General features: G+C 51.6%; 17 protein-coding genes and 1 tRNA gene. 8 read left to right on the top strand and 10 right to left on the bottom strand.

The genetic code is table 11. The features are described 5' to 3' along the window. Positions 1-7 precede the first annotated feature (7 nt). The 3 genes from hpaD to L3N51_RS05280 are packed head-to-tail and all read left to right on the top strand — an operon-like array spanning position 8 to position 3,320. On the top strand, positions 8-952 hold the full coding sequence (gene hpaD, locus L3N51_RS05290) for a 3,4-dihydroxyphenylacetate 2,3-dioxygenase (RefSeq protein WP_238025929.1): 945 nt from the start codon (positions 8-10) through the stop codon (positions 950-952). Then, positions 949-2,430 carry a 4-hydroxyphenylacetate 3-hydroxylase family protein gene (locus tag L3N51_RS05285; protein ID WP_238025928.1) on the top strand — a complete coding sequence of 494 codons (1,482 nt, stop codon included), beginning with the start codon at positions 949-951 and terminating at the stop codon, positions 2,428-2,430. Before hpaD ends, L3N51_RS05285 begins: the two co-directional genes overlap by 4 nt. A gap of 26 nt (positions 2,431-2,456) precedes the next feature. Further along, on the top strand, positions 2,457-3,320 hold the full coding sequence (locus tag L3N51_RS05280; RefSeq protein ID WP_238025926.1) for a fumarylacetoacetate hydrolase family protein: 864 nt from the start codon (positions 2,457-2,459) through the stop codon (positions 3,318-3,320). Here the strand turns inward: L3N51_RS05280 and L3N51_RS05275 are convergent. The 3 genes from L3N51_RS05275 to L3N51_RS05265 form a co-directional block, all read right to left on the bottom strand. Beyond that, positions 3,317-4,354 carry an AAA family ATPase gene (locus L3N51_RS05275; RefSeq protein ID WP_238025925.1) on the bottom strand — a complete coding sequence of 346 codons (1,038 nt, stop codon included), beginning with the start codon at positions 4,352-4,354 and terminating at the stop codon, positions 3,317-3,319. The genes L3N51_RS05280 and L3N51_RS05275 overlap by 4 nt on opposite strands. A 300-nt stretch (positions 4,355-4,654) precedes the next feature. Continuing rightward, positions 4,655-5,386, bottom strand: coding sequence for an SDR family NAD(P)-dependent oxidoreductase (locus tag L3N51_RS05270; RefSeq protein WP_238025924.1), 732 nt, complete (start codon positions 5,384-5,386; stop codon positions 4,655-4,657). Between the two features lie 5 nt (positions 5,387-5,391). Continuing rightward, the gene (locus L3N51_RS05265) at positions 5,392-6,081 is read right to left on the bottom strand and encodes a TatD family hydrolase (protein WP_238025923.1); all 690 of its coding nucleotides are present in this window, start codon (positions 6,079-6,081) and stop codon (positions 5,392-5,394) included. Between the two features lie 87 nt (positions 6,082-6,168). Between L3N51_RS05265 and L3N51_RS05260 the strand changes: the two genes are divergently transcribed. Both L3N51_RS05260 and L3N51_RS05255 read left to right on the top strand, forming a co-directional pair. Then, positions 6,169-7,254 (top strand): extracellular solute-binding protein, encoded by a 1,086-nt coding sequence (locus tag L3N51_RS05260; RefSeq protein ID WP_238025922.1) that lies wholly within the window; start codon positions 6,169-6,171, stop codon positions 7,252-7,254. Continuing rightward, on the top strand, positions 7,251-8,018 hold the full coding sequence (locus L3N51_RS05255; RefSeq protein ID WP_238025921.1) for an ABC transporter permease: 768 nt from the start codon (positions 7,251-7,253) through the stop codon (positions 8,016-8,018). Before L3N51_RS05260 ends, L3N51_RS05255 begins: the two co-directional genes overlap by 4 nt. Before the next feature lie 218 nt (positions 8,019-8,236). Here L3N51_RS05255 and L3N51_RS05250 read toward each other — a convergent pair. Then, positions 8,237-8,332 (bottom strand) — tRNA-Pro (locus L3N51_RS05250). A gap of 181 nt (positions 8,333-8,513) precedes the next feature. Between L3N51_RS05250 and L3N51_RS05245 the strand changes: the two genes are divergently transcribed. Then, the gene (locus L3N51_RS05245) at positions 8,514-8,720 is read left to right on the top strand and encodes a hypothetical protein (protein WP_238025920.1); all 207 of its coding nucleotides are present in this window, start codon (positions 8,514-8,516) and stop codon (positions 8,718-8,720) included. Here L3N51_RS05245 and L3N51_RS05240 read toward each other — a convergent pair. Genes L3N51_RS05240 through thpR form a run of 3 tightly spaced genes read right to left on the bottom strand, consistent with a single transcriptional unit; the run spans position 8,707 to position 11,077 of the window. After that, complete coding sequence (locus tag L3N51_RS05240; RefSeq protein ID WP_238026063.1) at positions 8,707-9,297, bottom strand: serine/threonine protein kinase; 591 nt, start codon at positions 9,295-9,297, stop codon at positions 8,707-8,709. The two genes, L3N51_RS05245 and L3N51_RS05240, sit on opposite strands and share 14 nt — an antisense overlap. Then, positions 9,285-10,523: a CCA tRNA nucleotidyltransferase gene (gene cca, locus L3N51_RS05235; RefSeq protein WP_238025919.1), complete on the bottom strand. Its 1,239-nt coding sequence runs from the start codon at positions 10,521-10,523 to the stop codon at positions 9,285-9,287. Before cca ends, L3N51_RS05240 begins: the two co-directional genes overlap by 13 nt. An 11-nt stretch (positions 10,524-10,534) precedes the next feature. After that, positions 10,535-11,077 carry an RNA 2',3'-cyclic phosphodiesterase gene (thpR, locus tag L3N51_RS05230; RefSeq protein ID WP_238025918.1) on the bottom strand — a complete coding sequence of 181 codons (543 nt, stop codon included), beginning with the start codon at positions 11,075-11,077 and terminating at the stop codon, positions 10,535-10,537. A gap of 39 nt (positions 11,078-11,116) precedes the next feature. Here thpR and L3N51_RS05225 point away from each other — a divergent pair, with 39 nt between their 5' ends. Together L3N51_RS05225 and L3N51_RS05220 are read left to right on the top strand one after the other, a co-directional pair. Further along, the gene (locus L3N51_RS05225) at positions 11,117-11,644 is read left to right on the top strand and encodes an AAA family ATPase (protein WP_287690518.1); all 528 of its coding nucleotides are present in this window, start codon (positions 11,117-11,119) and stop codon (positions 11,642-11,644) included. Beyond that, on the top strand, positions 11,641-12,072 hold the full coding sequence (locus tag L3N51_RS05220; RefSeq protein ID WP_238025915.1) for an RNA-binding domain-containing protein: 432 nt from the start codon (positions 11,641-11,643) through the stop codon (positions 12,070-12,072). Before L3N51_RS05225 ends, L3N51_RS05220 begins: the two co-directional genes overlap by 4 nt. Here L3N51_RS05220 and rnz read toward each other — a convergent pair. The 3 genes from rnz to prs form a co-directional block, all read right to left on the bottom strand. After that, positions 12,056-12,931: a ribonuclease Z gene (gene rnz, locus L3N51_RS05215; RefSeq protein ID WP_238026062.1), complete on the bottom strand. Its 876-nt coding sequence runs from the start codon at positions 12,929-12,931 to the stop codon at positions 12,056-12,058. The genes L3N51_RS05220 and rnz overlap by 17 nt on opposite strands. 62 nt (positions 12,932-12,993) lie before the next feature. After that, positions 12,994-13,908 (bottom strand): TRM11 family SAM-dependent methyltransferase, encoded by a 915-nt coding sequence (locus L3N51_RS05210; protein ID WP_238025914.1) that lies wholly within the window; start codon positions 13,906-13,908, stop codon positions 12,994-12,996. Then, entirely contained in the window at positions 13,905-14,777 is an 873-nt protein-coding gene (gene prs, locus L3N51_RS05205; protein WP_238025913.1) for a ribose-phosphate diphosphokinase, read from the bottom strand. Before prs ends, L3N51_RS05210 begins: the two co-directional genes overlap by 4 nt. Between the last annotated feature and the right edge of the window lie 47 nt (positions 14,778-14,824).

Below are 14,824 nucleotides of genomic sequence, written 5' to 3'. Positions count from 1 at the left end.
TTCACATATGCTTGACATATTACGCGTCTCCCATGTGGTTTACAGGGTCACAGATCTGGAGAGGGCCCTCTTTTTCTACAGGGATCTTCTGGGCTTTGTGGAAACGGAGAGGAACGGGGACGAGGCCTATTTACGTGGTGTTGAGGAGGGGCAACATCACAGTCTCGTTTTAAGGAAAGCCGATTCCCCCGGTCTCTCATACGCCTCCCTGAGGGTGAGGAAGGCGGAGGTCCTGGACCAGGCCAGGGAGAAATTTGATGAGATGGGCATAAGGTATAGGAGAATGAAGGAGAAGGGTGTGGAGGACGCTCTTCTCTTTGAGGATCCACAGGGTCTGCCCATTCTCCTTTATCACGACATGGAATACGTGGGGGATAAGAGGCTCAAATTCCACGAGTATAGGGGAGTAACCCCTGTTAGAATAGATCACATTAACTTCATGGTAAAGGACCTTGAGGCAGAGGTTGAGTTCTACACCAAGGTTTTTGGATTCACCGAGACCGAAACCTTCCTGGATAAGGAGGGGAGAAAGATGGTTTCATGGATGACTAAGATTGGTCATTCTCACGAGATTGCCATTGCCAGAAGCTCCAGGAATGTTCCGGGATTCCATCACGCAACGTTCTACGTTCACGATGTGAGGGACATCATAAGGGCTGCGGATTTGGTCTCCTCTGCTCAACTCTGGGACAGCCTGGAGAGGGGACCAGGGAGGCACGGAGTAACTCAAGGGTTTTACGTTTATCTGAGGGATCAGGACAGGAACAGGATAGAGTTCTTTACGGGGGACTATTTCGTCCTTGATCCCGATAAGTGGAAGCCCATTGCCTGGACCTGGGATCAGTTAAGGTATAGGTCAGATTTCTGGGGGAGGGAAGTACCAGAGTCCTGGCTCAAGGAATGGGTTCCCGTGGAGGACATCACGGGTAAGTTACGGGGGTGGAATAATTGATCCGTAAGGGAGTAGATTTCATAAAAAGCATGAAGGAAGGACATCACGGAGAGATATACTATAACGGGGAGAAAGTGAGGGATGTAACGGAACATCCCGCATTCAAGGCAGCCATACGCACAGTTTCCGACTACTATGACCTTCACTGGAAGGATGAGTACAAGGAGTACCTAAGGGTATACAACCCGGACGTAGGAGAGGAGACCAGCATAACCTTCTTCAGGCCAAGGAATAAGGAGGAGTTGAGACAGCTAAGGATGGGAATAAGCAAGATCTACGACTTCTACAGGGGGTTCTTCGGCAGAAGTCCCGATTACCTAAACGTGTGGACCATGCTGTTCTACGCCCACGCTGACGACTACTTCGGGAAAGTCTTTGGAAGCAAGATGATGGAGAACGTGATAGAGATATACAGGGAGGCAGCGAAACAGGACCTCTTCTATACCCACGCCATCGTTGCGCCAATGTATGACAGATCCAGACCTCCATCTCAATGGGAGGACCCCTACATACAGGTGGGCGTGGTCAACGAGACCACGGAGGGACTGGTTGTGAGAGGAGCCGCCCTCCTGTCCACTGCGGGCCCCTACTCTGAAAGGCTGTGGTATTTACCAAACGTGAAGAGGGATACGGACTCCAGATACGCTGTGTTCTTCTCCCTTCCCACGGAAAGCAAAGGGGTAAAGTTCATCTCGAGGAGGGGGTTCCATCCCAAGGAGGAGTTCGGAGAGTTTGAGTACCCTATCACCTCCAGATATGAGGAACCTGACGCCATAATGGTGCTGGACAACGTTCTGATACCTTGGGACAGGATTATCTTCTACAGGAAGCCTGAGGAGATTGAGGGATTCATGTGGCACACGGTGAACCTGAGAGGATGGTTCAACTGGCACTTCGTGATACAGCACTACTCTAGGACAAAGTTCCTGGCAGGTCTGGCCATAGCCATCGCTGAGGCCGTGGGTATCAACAATTTCATCAATGTCCAGGAGAAGCTGGGCGAGATCCTGATTTACCTGGCGATGTACGAGGCTGGAATGGTTGCGTCGGAGGAGCTTGGTGAGCAGTTGCCTGGTGTGTATAGACCTAATCCACAGATAGCCATAGCCATAAGCTCCATGGGAATGAAGGCCCTACCCAGGATAAATGAGATCCTGAGGTCCATAAGTGCAGGATCCTCCATCCCTGTTCCCGCAGGGATAAGGGACTTTGAGAATCCAGAGGAGAGGGCTCTTCTGGACAAGTATCTGGCCTCCAAGGGTCTGCCAGCCCTGGAGAGGGTGAAGCTATTCAACATTCTCTGGGATACCATAGGTTCCGAGACAGGGATGAGGTACGAACAGTACGACAGGTTCAGCAGAGGCGATCCCACGATCAGGTGGGCCCAGATGTACACCGAGGTTTACAGGGATAGAAAACACGAGTTCGTGAAGATGGTTAGGGACATAATGGATCAGATGCCAAACCCCAAAGCATAATTTTTTACACAGCCTTAGTGGTTGAGATGAAGTTAGTTTCATTCATCTGGAGAGGGGAGACAGGGACAGGCTACCTGAAGGGAGACTCCATCGTGATGACGCAGGGTCTGGGGGGAAGGGAAACAGGGGAAGAGGTAAAGATCGATCAGGTTAAGTTAACTGCCCCCTTAATCCCATCAGCCATATTCTGCACCCTGGTTAATTCCCCCAGGATGCTGGGAGTGGAGGATAAGAGGGAAGCTAGGGAAATGCTGGGATCTCCCAAGTTTTTCCTGAAACTCCCACAGCTGGTTATAGGTCCTGGAGACGTGATACTTGCCCCCCAATCTGGCGTGAGGCCTGAGGTTGAGATAGGGGTCATCGTGAGCAAGCCCCTGAAGATGGCCAGCAGAGAGGAAGCGAGAAACGCCATCCTGGGCTACACGGTGTTCAACGACGTTACCGCACCAGGGGAAATGAAGGAGGACATGTACTATGCGTACAGGAGGGATCCCATGGATGGAAAGGTGAAAAAAATGGCGGTGAGAGGATCTCACTTCAGGAACAAGAACAGGGATACCTTCGCCCCCATGGGACCGTGGATAGTTACAGCTGACGAGTTAGGTGACATCACCGGATTGACCATGAGAAGCATTTACGGCGACGTGGTGGTGCAGGAAGGTAAAAGCGACGAGCTCATTTACGGTGTGGAAGACCTTCTGGTGGAGGTGTCCAAGGTTCTCACGGTCCCCAGGCTCAGTCTTATCTCCACCGGCACCATTGGTTATAGGGGGGCAGAGGAGGCTTCCGAATACAAGTTTCAGGCCTTGGAGGCCAACTTGGTCGTGGAAGTGGAGAAGATAGGAAAGCTGGAGAACCCGGTGAAGGTGGATCGACACCACCAGAGCTAACACCTGAATTCCACTTCCCTTAACACGGGATCCTCTATCCTATACTCCTCCGAGGATTTAACCACGAAGTTATACTTCACCAAGTTCTGCAGGGCACTGGAAAACTCCTTATCGTCTATTCTCCCCAACGCTATTTCAACGCCCCTCTTTATCTCCTTCCACCTGCTCACCACCTTCAGTACGTTCATGATCTCGCAGTACAGCTTCCTGTTTCCCTTCCTTGACAGAAAGTGATTGAACTCGTCCCTCATGATTTTCTTAGCTTCTTCCAAAGTTCCTCTCAAGGAGGTGTAGTAGTCCAGTCTTCGCAAAGCGAAAAAATTTCCAAAAAGCGTAAGCCAGCCCACCACTCCATCCAGCACGTCTATCACCTCAAACCGGTCAAAGTTCACTCCTGCCTCCTTCATTCCCCTTTCTAGAAAACTCCTTGATTCTTCCCTAGTGAAGGGTTTCAGCCTAATTTCCACTGGAGGTCTGCCGTGAAGAGGGGAGTTGGAGGGAGGATTCAGTAACGTCTCCACAACACCTACGTAAGATCCAGAAAATAGAAAGTGCACCCTCGGATTACTGGAGAAAACGTTACCCAGCACCTCAAGGAACTGTCTGGACACGGGATACAGCTCCTGAACCTCGTCTAAGCCAATTACCATTTCCCCGGCAGAGTTTAGCAACTCCACAAGGCTATTCACAACCTTGCTTCCCCTTCTCACCTCGATTCCGGCGGACGTTATGACCAGGTTCACGTTCACGCGAAAATTCCATTCAATCTTGTCCCTATTTATTTCCGTCAGGAGACGGGAAAGAAGCGAGTTCAGGCTCGTGATCCCCCTAAGATTGAGGTATATCCCAGGTATTTTCCTTCTCCTCCGCATTTCGTTTATTACGACTTTCATGGTGGAGGTTTTTCCAATCTCTCTCTGTCCACTCAAAATTACCCAATTCCCGTAAAGTAGCTGGGAAAGCATGTACTCCACATCCTTTTCCCTCCCCGCAAGCTCCTCAAGTTTCTCCTTGGGATGAAGATCAAATATCAACTGTAGTTACACCAGTAACTGGTGTATCACCAGTTAAAACTTTAAACTTTACGAAGCAGTGGAGAAATTTGCGTTACTATCTAGATTAAGTGAAAGTGTCTGACGGGCCCTGATAACGGGGATCCGTATGGTTAAGTTCCACTGTTAGGTCAAAGTGTCCTAGACGTGAGAAGGTAAAAGAATTGGGCCTAGCTGGTTTGTTGTGTATTTCACGTTTAAGGCTCCTTAAATACGCAGTATGAGGTAGCCCCGAAAGAAAGTCCTTGGGCTGGGCAAGAACATTTGCCATGGATGAGGTAACTAAACGGCGAACCTGTCCACCAGCCTGTAGGTTAATTCCTGCATTACGTTGGCTAGCTTGAGGAAGTAGGGGTCTAACCTGAGCTTTGAGGGAACGTAGATCTCCCTTTTCCCTGTCCTTATCCCCTTCAGTATCGCCCTGGCCACCTTCTCAGGCTCTACGGCATACTTGGGGGTTATCTCGCGCCCCTTGAAGGATGGGTGAGATGAGAAGTTGGTCTTTACGGGGCCCGGGTAGACCCCAGATACCTTCACCCCGTACTTTCTTGCTTCAACCCACAGACCGTTAGTGAAACTTGCCAGCCCAGCCTTTGTTGCGGAGTACACCAGGAGAACCGGGGAGTTAACGTATGCTGCCTCCGATACCACGTTCACGATGGAACCAGATCTCCTCTTTACCATGATGGGGTAGACGCTCTTGGTGACGTAGATTGGTCCAAGGAAATTCGTCTTCACCATGTACTCCTCTTCCTCCAGCGATGTCTCCAGAAAGGATCCGTAAATACCAAAGCCTGCGTTATTCACCACCGCATCTATTTCCCCTATTTCATTTCTCACCTTCGAGATGAGTGACTCAACCTCTCCCCTGTTTGATACGTCCAGTCTGAATCTGTAATCGCCAACCTCGGGTTCCGTTCTGGACGTGGCCACAACCCTATATCCTTCCCTCATGAGGAGTTCTACCGTGGCCTTACCTATTCCCTTGGAGGCTCCAGTAACTAGCGCAAGCATGGGATTCACTCTCGGGAGAGGATATTAGAACTTGTTCCAAATGCTCTGTTGAAATTTCTCTCCACCACCCTCTCAACCTCCTCCTCATCCATCCCCTTTCTCCTGGAAATGAACAGTAACGCATCTCTCACCATGGTGGGTTCGAGAAGCTTGCCCCTGTACACGTAACCTCCATCGCTTTCAGTGAGGATAATTTCCACGGGAGCAACGTCCACTATTCGCTGATGCTTCTCCTGAAAGGTCACCGACGGATTGATGGTTATGAAATAGCCTGCTCCCTCAATGTCCTTGAGCAGGTCATGGGGACCGGTGTACCAGTGAAATATCGCCCTCCTCACCCCATGTTTTAGGGCGAGATTGAAGGCATCCTCCCAGGCATCCAGGGCGTGTATGTTCACTGTCTTGTCGGGGACTAGAAATTCCTCAAAGTACTTGATCTGAACCTCCTTACTCGCTTTGGACAGCCTGTAATCCAGTCCTACCTCCCCCACGAAGTCTGCCCTATCCACTAGTTCCTTCACCCTTTCCAGCTCACCGTTGCCAGCGTTCCAGGGATGAATGCCAACCCCTCTCAGAATCCTTCCCCTCATGTTCAGCGTTTTCAAGGAGGTGTTGAGGTCCATGGACACAGCCGCCACAATCACGTCATATTCCTTCTCCAGCTCGGAGCAGTGACAGTGGGCATCGTAGAGCATGGGATTTACTAGGTTTTAACCATTTAATCTTAATATGTAAGTTGGAAAATATTTATATATAGCAATATCTTACTTGTCTCGATAGCCTTGAACAAGGGTTTAGTTATTGGTATAGTAGTTTTGGTAATAATTGTAGTCGGTGTTTTAGCCTATGTGGAGATTGGGATGCCCAAGCACGTGACTACCCCAACCACCAATACGAGTACCACGAGTACCACCACAACGTCCACCAAGACTCCCCTCTACATATGGGTGGCTGACGCGTACACAGCGGAAGCCCAGTTCCTGGGCTCTTCCTTCCAGAACGCTACCGGAATAACTGTGCCCACTCCCAAGGGAGGAGGATCCTTCGGCCTCGCCAGGGAGATAGCCTCTGAGGGACCCAACGCACAGGTTAGCGTCTTCCTTCCAGTGGCCCTGTCCGCGGCATCGCCCTTATATCTAGGAAATTACTCGTCTGGGTGGGCCATAGCCTTCGTTGCAGATCAGTTAACCATAGCCTACACCAACACCAGTATCAATAACCCATATGCACAGCAGGCACTTAACTATGCCAAGGAGGCTGAGGCGGGGAATACCTCGGCGTGGTACGACTTCTTCCAGGTTTTGAGCAGCGGTAAGGTTAAGGTTGGCATATCCGACCCCAACACGGACCCTGCGGGCTTCAGGGCCTGGATAACCCTGGAGTTAGCTGGATACGAGTACGCCAACAACACCTTCCTGTTCTATAACGAGATGTTGAGCAACAAGGGTAACGTGACGGCATCCAACGCTGCGGAGCTTGTGTCACCCCTGGAGGCAGGACAGATAAACTTCCTCTTCATTTACAAGTCTGCCGCGATAGCCAAGGGACTGGAGTATATACAACTGCCCAACCAGATTAACCAGGGAGATCCGAGCTACTCAAGTCTATACTCCAAGTTCGAGTACAACCTGTCCACCGGTCCAGTTCACGGCTCTCCAATTTACCTCTTCATAACGGTTCCCAAGAACGCCAATAATCAGGAGGAGGCTCTTCAGTTCGTCACGTACCTAATAGAGAATTCCCAGTCCCTGAGCAAGTTCGGGTTGCTCCCCCTATCACCGGCCATCCTCTTCAACTCCACAGCCGTTCCTCCCCAGATAGCCTCTTTACTCTCTCAGGGTAAACTGGTTGAAGGAGGTACGCTTTGAACTGGATAAAGGTAATTTCAATTTTTTCTGCACTTCTTCTTTCGGTTCCAGTCCTCTATATCCTGGTGGAGGGATTCGCGATCAGATCCCCCCAGGCGTTCTCTTCCTCCTTCCTGGAGGGAGTGGAACTCTCCTTGCTCTCCTCCATTACAGCCGCGGTCATAGACGTGATTGTCTTCACTCCACTGGCATACTATCTGTCCAGAGGGAGGGATCCGGTGGTGGACACGCTGGCTGATGTCCCAGCTTCAATTCCCCATCCCATAGTGGGAGTTGCCCTCGTGTTTCTGGACGCCAGTTACTCTCCTGTGGGCAGGTTCCTCCAGACCCTTGGGATAAACTTCTTTGATACCTTTCAGGGATTGGTGGCTGCTCTCGTCATAGTCTCGGCGCCCATCTACGTCAGGGGAATGAGATCCTACTTTGACGCCCTGCCCAGATCCTACGAAAACTACGCCATGAGCCTGGGGGCAGGGCCTCTCAGAACCTTCGCATACGTGGTTCTGCCCGAGTCTCTCAGGGGAGTTGTACTATCTGCGCTGACCAGTATGTCTAGAGCGTTAAGCGAGTTTGGCTCCATAGCCATCATTGCCTATTATGTTCTGGGTCAGCCCTTCAACGGAGTCTCGCCGGCCTCAATACAGATCTATAACTACTATGGCTACTACGGGCCACAGGTGGCCATCTCGGCCTCCGCCGTGATGATCCTGGCCGGGCTGGTTCTGCTCGTGGTTATAAAGATTCTAGGGTTGAGGTTGAGGTGATTACATTATCTAGATGTGCACGTGTCTCACTTTGATATTCTTCAAGTCTGGGATCACTCACAGTTTTATATCCCAAAACTTTGAAACCCTTTTCCCTTCAGTGTGAAATGCAGGCGACTCTTCCCTAAGTCGAGAAAGTACAACGCCCATCGCTACCTAAACGTAACGCGGAGAAAGTCTAAAATCCTCACCTGAGTATGGGAGAATAAGTCTGAAGGTGGGGCCGCCGGGATTTGAACCCGGGACCACCAGCGCTCTGGTGGTTAGGGAGTTATCCCCAGGCTGGCATCCTAGCCAAGCTAGACTACGGCCCCCAACTTATCTGCGACTTGCCACGCTTATAAATCAATCTCCTAGTAATACCCAAAACTTTCAATCGACTCTCTCTGTGTATTCTACGGTAATGATAGATTGAAATAAGGAACTTTCCCCCCGGTATCACGTGCCCATACTTTAAGAACATTAACAAATATAGAGAGGGATAGGTGGAAAATTTTGGCAGTAGTTTACAAGTGCAGGGGGTGCAATCATGTTCTTTATAGTTTCGAAAAGGTAGGACAAGACTTTTACGGGGTGAGAACTCCGTCTGAGATAAGCTCAATTTATGGAGGGAAATGCCCCAAGTGTGGGAAAAGGCTGGGCTCTCCATCGGTGGACGACGTTCAGATCAAACTGAGAGAGAAGAGATCTAGATCCTTTTGAGGACCTCATCCAGTTCAATTTCACCCTTCTTGTACGCCCTCGCAAGTTCATGGAGTCCGAAGGCGTTCAGGATCTTGTTCACGTTGAACGCTCTCTCCTTAACGGAGACCGAGTCGTAGTCAAGGATGTAGGTTCTGCTCTCCGTTACGATCACGTTTTTCCAGGGATGAACCAGTTCCCTATGTTCCAGGTTGACCCTCTCCAGGTACCAGGCCCTCATCAGAAGGTCAACCATGACATCCCTGCTCTCCACATAATCCAGATGTCTCCCGCGGACGTACTCCATGAGGATGAAGTTCCTTCCGAACTTCACCACCCTGGGAGCTGATTTCTCTGCCCTCATCTGCAGTCTCGCCTCAAGTTCCAGGCTCTCCTTCGGGGAATCAGTCCTCCTGATCTTCAGGGCTAGGCCATCCTCGGTGAGAACCACGACTCCGGTCTTTCCCTTGCCCAGAACCCTGTATCTCCCCAGGGTCGTTCCCCCGAAGGAGTAGGCCCTTGTTATTCCTGAGGAGACCAGTTCTTCCTCAATCTCGGGGGAATAGGAAGGAAACACAAACTTACCTATTTCAACCAGAGTGGCCTTTTCCTTAAGAAAGCTCTCGTGCAATCGTCACTGGCCTCCGTGAGTCTATACTGTCTTACCGAGTACTTATACTTGAGAGATATGGAGTTGAGAATTATCCTCTCGGGATCAATCTCCTTCCTCTTCCTCAGGGCGTAGAGTCTACCATCATCTCCCACCCAGACGTGCCTGTTGGAAAGGAGAAACTCGGCGGAACTCTCCAGGTAAAAGGGAGGTCCCTGTCCCAGGTAGTAGTCGCCTATGCTCGTGGACTCCAACTGTACCATGAGCCTGACCTTTTCATCCTGACACCACCCCACATCCACGACCCTGAAACCCGCGCTGGTGAGGGCGCTCTTCATCTTCTCCACGCTCTTTCTTATCTGTCCCCAGAGGACGTCATCAACGTAGGGCTCCGTGAGCTGGAGCTCCGTGACCAGAACCTCCCCTAGAACCTGCTGATCCCCTGGAGGGGGCGGATAGAAGAAGTCCAGCGAGGGAGCATGGAGGAAGGCTCTGGAGGCTATGGTCATCGTGGCTAAACTTCTCAGGGACACTGCGGCAGCGGCGTTCCTCTTGGGATCAACGGGGTCCGGGATAATCAAGGGTGAATCAAACTTCCTGGTCTCCTTTTCCAGCACTATCTCGGTGCCAGGCTTCCACGCGGAGGCACCCCTCATTACGTCTAGGAAAGAACCGTAATATATGACAAGTAGCTCGGCAACATATCCCGAGAAGCCCATAACTTTGATTTCAGCCCCATAAACCCCGATCCCCTTGAGGAACCTCTTCAAGAGCCTCACCTGGTCCCTTCCCTCCTCGCTCAGTCTGCTGGTCACGTACCTGGTGTGAAAGGGAGTTCTGTCCACTGCAGTGATGGCCTGATCACCGCTCTCCACTCGAAGGGCAGGAACCACGTCCACCTCTACCCCATCCACTTCCACAATGACGTAAGGATGCTCAGCGTAGGCCAGTCTGGTTCTCAGCCCTTGAAGCCTCTCTAGGATTTCCCTCAAAGCTTCCTTAGCTAGATACTCCTTCCCGACGCTCTTGGGGTAGAACACGAAGAGATCCACGTCGGTGTCTCCCTTTAACCACGTCCCCTTTCTGAAGGAACCGTGAACCTCAGCGTCCAGATCCTTGAGTCTCGACAGCACCAGGTTAACTGCATTCTGAATTTGATTGGCGTCCTCTGGTCCCGGCTTCACCCTCCTTAGGACTTTCTCCAGTATCTCCAAGATCGATCCCGTCAAGCCGTGTTTTTATGAAGAGGTTCGTAAATAGGTCCCCTGGGGGTTAAGGTACTCTTGAACAGAACTATCTCCTTGACTTCCTGTTCACCGAACTGTCTGTCGGACATCTCCTCCACGAGCTTGGCTAGCTCCAGTACTCCTCTGGGTCCCTTCACTCTTCCCAGGGTTAGGTGGGGAACGAACTGTTCCTCCTCCACCCTAATTCTCCTAGAAGTCAGAGACTTCATCAGTGACGTCCTGATCCTTTTGAGCTCATTGAATCCCTCGGTTATCCCCACCCATACCACTCTGGGTCTGGACACGCTTGGAAAGGCTCCCAATCCCCTGAACGCAACCCTAAAGGCGGTGAACTTAACCTCATCCAGACTCTCCTTCACCAGGTCGACCCTGTCCTCTCCCACCTCTCCCAGGAATGCCAAGGTAATGTGAACGTTTTGAGGTTCAACCAGCTTAACGTCTGCCCCTGTCCTCTCCACCATACCAAGAGCTTCCCTCAGCCAGGGCTCATCGTAAACGGGAATCCCTATAAATAGCCTCACGTTTTTTAACCCCTCAATCCTAAGGAAAGGTGGTCTCCAATTAAAGTCCTTCTAATCACAGGCATGCCCGGTTCTGGAAAGTCCCTCCTTTCCTCCATACTCAAGGAAAAGGGTTACGCGGTGATAGTGATGGGGGACTCTGTGAGGAAGAGGTTCGAGAAGGAGGCGAGACACGGGGAGAGGCTCATGGAGTACGCGAAGAGGTTAAGGGAGATTTATGGAGAGGGGATAGTTGCTAGGTTAAGTATAGAGGAGCTGAAGGGAAGGGAGGAAAAGGTTGTGTTTGACGGTGTGAGGAATCTGGCCGAGGTTGAGGAGTTCACCAGGCTTGGAAACCCCGTGATCGTGGCGGTTCACTCCCCGCCTGCGCTCAGGTATGAAAGGTTAAAGAGGAGGATGAGAGCTGACGACTCCTTGAGGGAAGAGGACTTGAGGAGAAGAGACCTGGAGGAGATAGCGTTAGGTGTCGGTGGAGTTATAGCGTTGGCGGATGTGATGATAGTGAACGATTCCACGGAAGAGGAATTCAGGAGGAGAGCACTGGAAGCTCTGGGGAAGATATCTTGACCAGGATAGTGGTCACTGCGGAGATCAGACCATCGGAGGATGAGGATAAGGTTAAGGTGGCTGTGGCGAACTTCTTCTCCTTCAAGACCAGCAGGGTTGAGGAAGGGAAATACAGACTGTTTGTTGCCGAGTCGGATACCTTGTCAAGTTTATCAAAGTTTCACAGGGCTCTGAGGGAGGAGAGGATACTGGACGCTGCCCGTAAATACCTGAGGAGGGGAGTGGAGGGTGACAGGTTGCAGTTCATGATTCACAAGCAGGCAGCATACGTTGGAAAGATCACCTTTGTGGACAGCGAGAGTGAGTCACCCCTGGGCCCCATAACCTATACCGTGTTTCACAGGGATTTGGAGGCAGTAGTGGACTGGCTGGCTCCTAGGACCTCAAGGGGAAGGCCTCTCTGGGACAATCCTATGCCCGAAGACTGAGGAAGGAGAGATCGTCCGGGATAAAGGACATGGGGAAAATCCTCCTGGCCTGCTTCAGCATCTCTGAGGTGTCTCTATACCTGGAACTTATGTGAATGAGGGCCAGTCTCTTCACCCCTGCTTCCCTGGCCACAGTGGCAGCTTGGGTCGAGGTTGAGTGCCCATATTCCGAGGCATCAACTCCATGCTCAAAGGTGGAATCGTGAAGGAGAAGGTCCACTCCCTTGACTGAGTTGATCACGCTTTCGCAGGGCCTGGTATCACCCGTGTAGCCTATCCTGATCCCTCTCTTCACGACTAGATAGTCCTCAGGCTTTAGAACTCTGCCCTCCCACGCAACCTCCTTCCCCTCTTTAAGCGCCCTCATCACCCTCCAGTCGTTTACACCCTCCCTTCTCAACCTCTCTGCGTCAAGGTTTGCAGTGTCCTTCTCCTCCACCAGGTAACCCTGGGAGGGAACCACGTGACAGGTCTTAAATGGTCTCACTGTAATACTTGGACTCTCGTAACTGGAGACGAACTCTATGGGGAAACTGGGCGCGAAGTATGTCCTCTCAAAGGTTTCATTGAGGAGGTCCTTGAGTCCCTCAGGTCCCAGGATATACAGTTTCTCCCTCCTGTCATACATACCCATGGTCTGGATGAGTGAGGGTAAACCCAGCACGTGGTCAGCGTGCAGGTGGGTTATGGCGATCACGTTCACGTTCATTATATTCAGGGAGTTCCTTATCATGGTAATCTGCGTCCCCTCACCGCAGTCCATGAGTACGGAGAAACCATCCCTCCTCACCAGGTAAGCGGGAAGACCTCTCTTGGATGGCGCTCCCCCACCTGTCCCGATAAAGTAAACCCTCATCATACCCTTAAGCTCCACGAACATGAAGACCTAACGGGTAAAAAGGTTGAGGAGAAGGCCCGGTCCTACTTCTCCACCACGTATATGGCCCTGGACAGGCTCTTGTGCTGATAAAGGAAGTGAGTGTACATGGGTCTAAGCCCGGCAGACCTTATGACATCTCTCCAGTCTACATTGGAATCGGTGGCGAAGACCAGTCTTCCCTCCAGCAGTTCAGCAACCTCCGAGAGGAAACCCTGATACAGTTCCACCAGTTTCATCCCCTTCGCGTTACTGGACCTGCCGTATGGAGGATCAGTAACCACGGAGAACCTTCCCGAATAGGGAAGGGCTGTGGCCGATCCCTGGATCAGGTCACAGGAGTAACCGAAATACTCCAGGTTAACCTTAGCCTTGCTCAACATCTTCAGGTCCACGTCGAGTCCCACTGCCCTGTATCCCAGCCATTCAGCCTCAATGAGTATCGAACCAAGTCCCGTGAAGGGATCCAGAACCCTCCTGGGCCTGGCTAAGTTCACCATGAGCCTGGAGGTGTAGGGGTCCATGGTTCCTGACTGGGAGAAGGGCTTCCTCGAGTGCTCAATCAAGCTTTTGCTGTCCCTCTCCTCCTCCCTGATTCCTGCCAGGAGTACACCATCCGTGAAGACGAGGTCAAGTTTTTGACATGACCTGGAGGTCTTAACGCCCTGGATGGACTCCAGGTAAAGGACGCGAAACCTCTCCTTCTCCCTTCCCAGTATGACGTCAGGATAGACTGAGAAGCAATTTCCCCTCAGCCTTTCGTTTATCTCCCGGGGATCGTGGGATATTACCAGTACCTCTCCCACGACCTTTATTGTGGATGAACGCCTCGCAACTCCCTTCGTGTCGCCCTCGTAGAGTCCAACTCCCGTAAGGAAGTGGACCTCATCTCCAACAAGTGCCCTGAGTTCGGCCATGGAGGCGAAGACTTCGTCGTTGCTGAGCTTAGCGTATTTCATAACCTCACGGCGATTTGATCGGATATGTCCACCAGGCTAACCCTTTCACTTGGAACTACCGTGTTAACCCCCATAATTTCTCTGATCCCGGCTTCCTTTAGCCTGGCGTATGCCCCATTCACCAGGAGGAGATGAACGCCCACTGCGCTCACGCTCTCTGCCCCCAGAGACTGCGCTATCTTGCTGGCCTCAACCATCGTGCCACCGGTGCTGATTATGTCATCCACAAGCACCACGTCGTAACCCTTGAGGGAGCCCAGGTTACTGGATCTAACTCTGATCTCCCCCGTGTGTCTATCCCTCTCCTTTTCCAGGAACGAGAACCTGCACCCCAGTTCCCTGGCCAGCCTTTCGGCCCTTCCCATGGCCCCCCTGTCAGGCCCCAGCACGAAGGGATTTTTAACGAACTTCTTCACTTCCCTGGCCAGGGAGGGGATGGGATCCACAACCTTCACCTCTCCCTCGAAATAGGCGAGAGATTCCTGATGATGGGGCTCCACTGTGACCAACGTTGACACTCCGAGGGAACGAAGCAGGTTGAGCACTGTCTTTATGCTGATTGCCTCCCCATCCAGGAATCTTCTGTCCTGCCTCGAGTAGGCAATGTAGGGAACTACTGCAGTTATCCTTGACGCGCCTATATCCCTCAGGGCCTCCACCATCAGGAAGAGCTCCATGAGGTTCTTGTCCTGGGGCGGCTGGGTTGTCTGCACCAGGACCACGTCCTCACCGGAAAGCGAGGAGGGGATCCTGACGTAGGACTCTCCATCAGGGAAAACCTTGTGTTCAACCTTGACCAGCCTGGCTCCCAGTAACTTGGACAGCCTCTCGTCAATTCCGTTGGTCGCAGTACCTCCTACAATGATCATTGTATTGAATGTAAGGGTGAAGTTTTAAAGGTTAAGCGACGACGTAA

Origin of the sequence: Metallosphaera javensis (ex Hofmann et al. 2022), assembly GCF_022064045.1 — an archaeon.
GTDB lineage: Archaea > Thermoproteota > Thermoprotei_A > Sulfolobales > Sulfolobaceae > Metallosphaera > Metallosphaera javensis.
The sequence above is the reverse complement of the archived record's forward strand: the minus strand, read 5'-3'. Positions and strand labels throughout refer to the sequence as shown.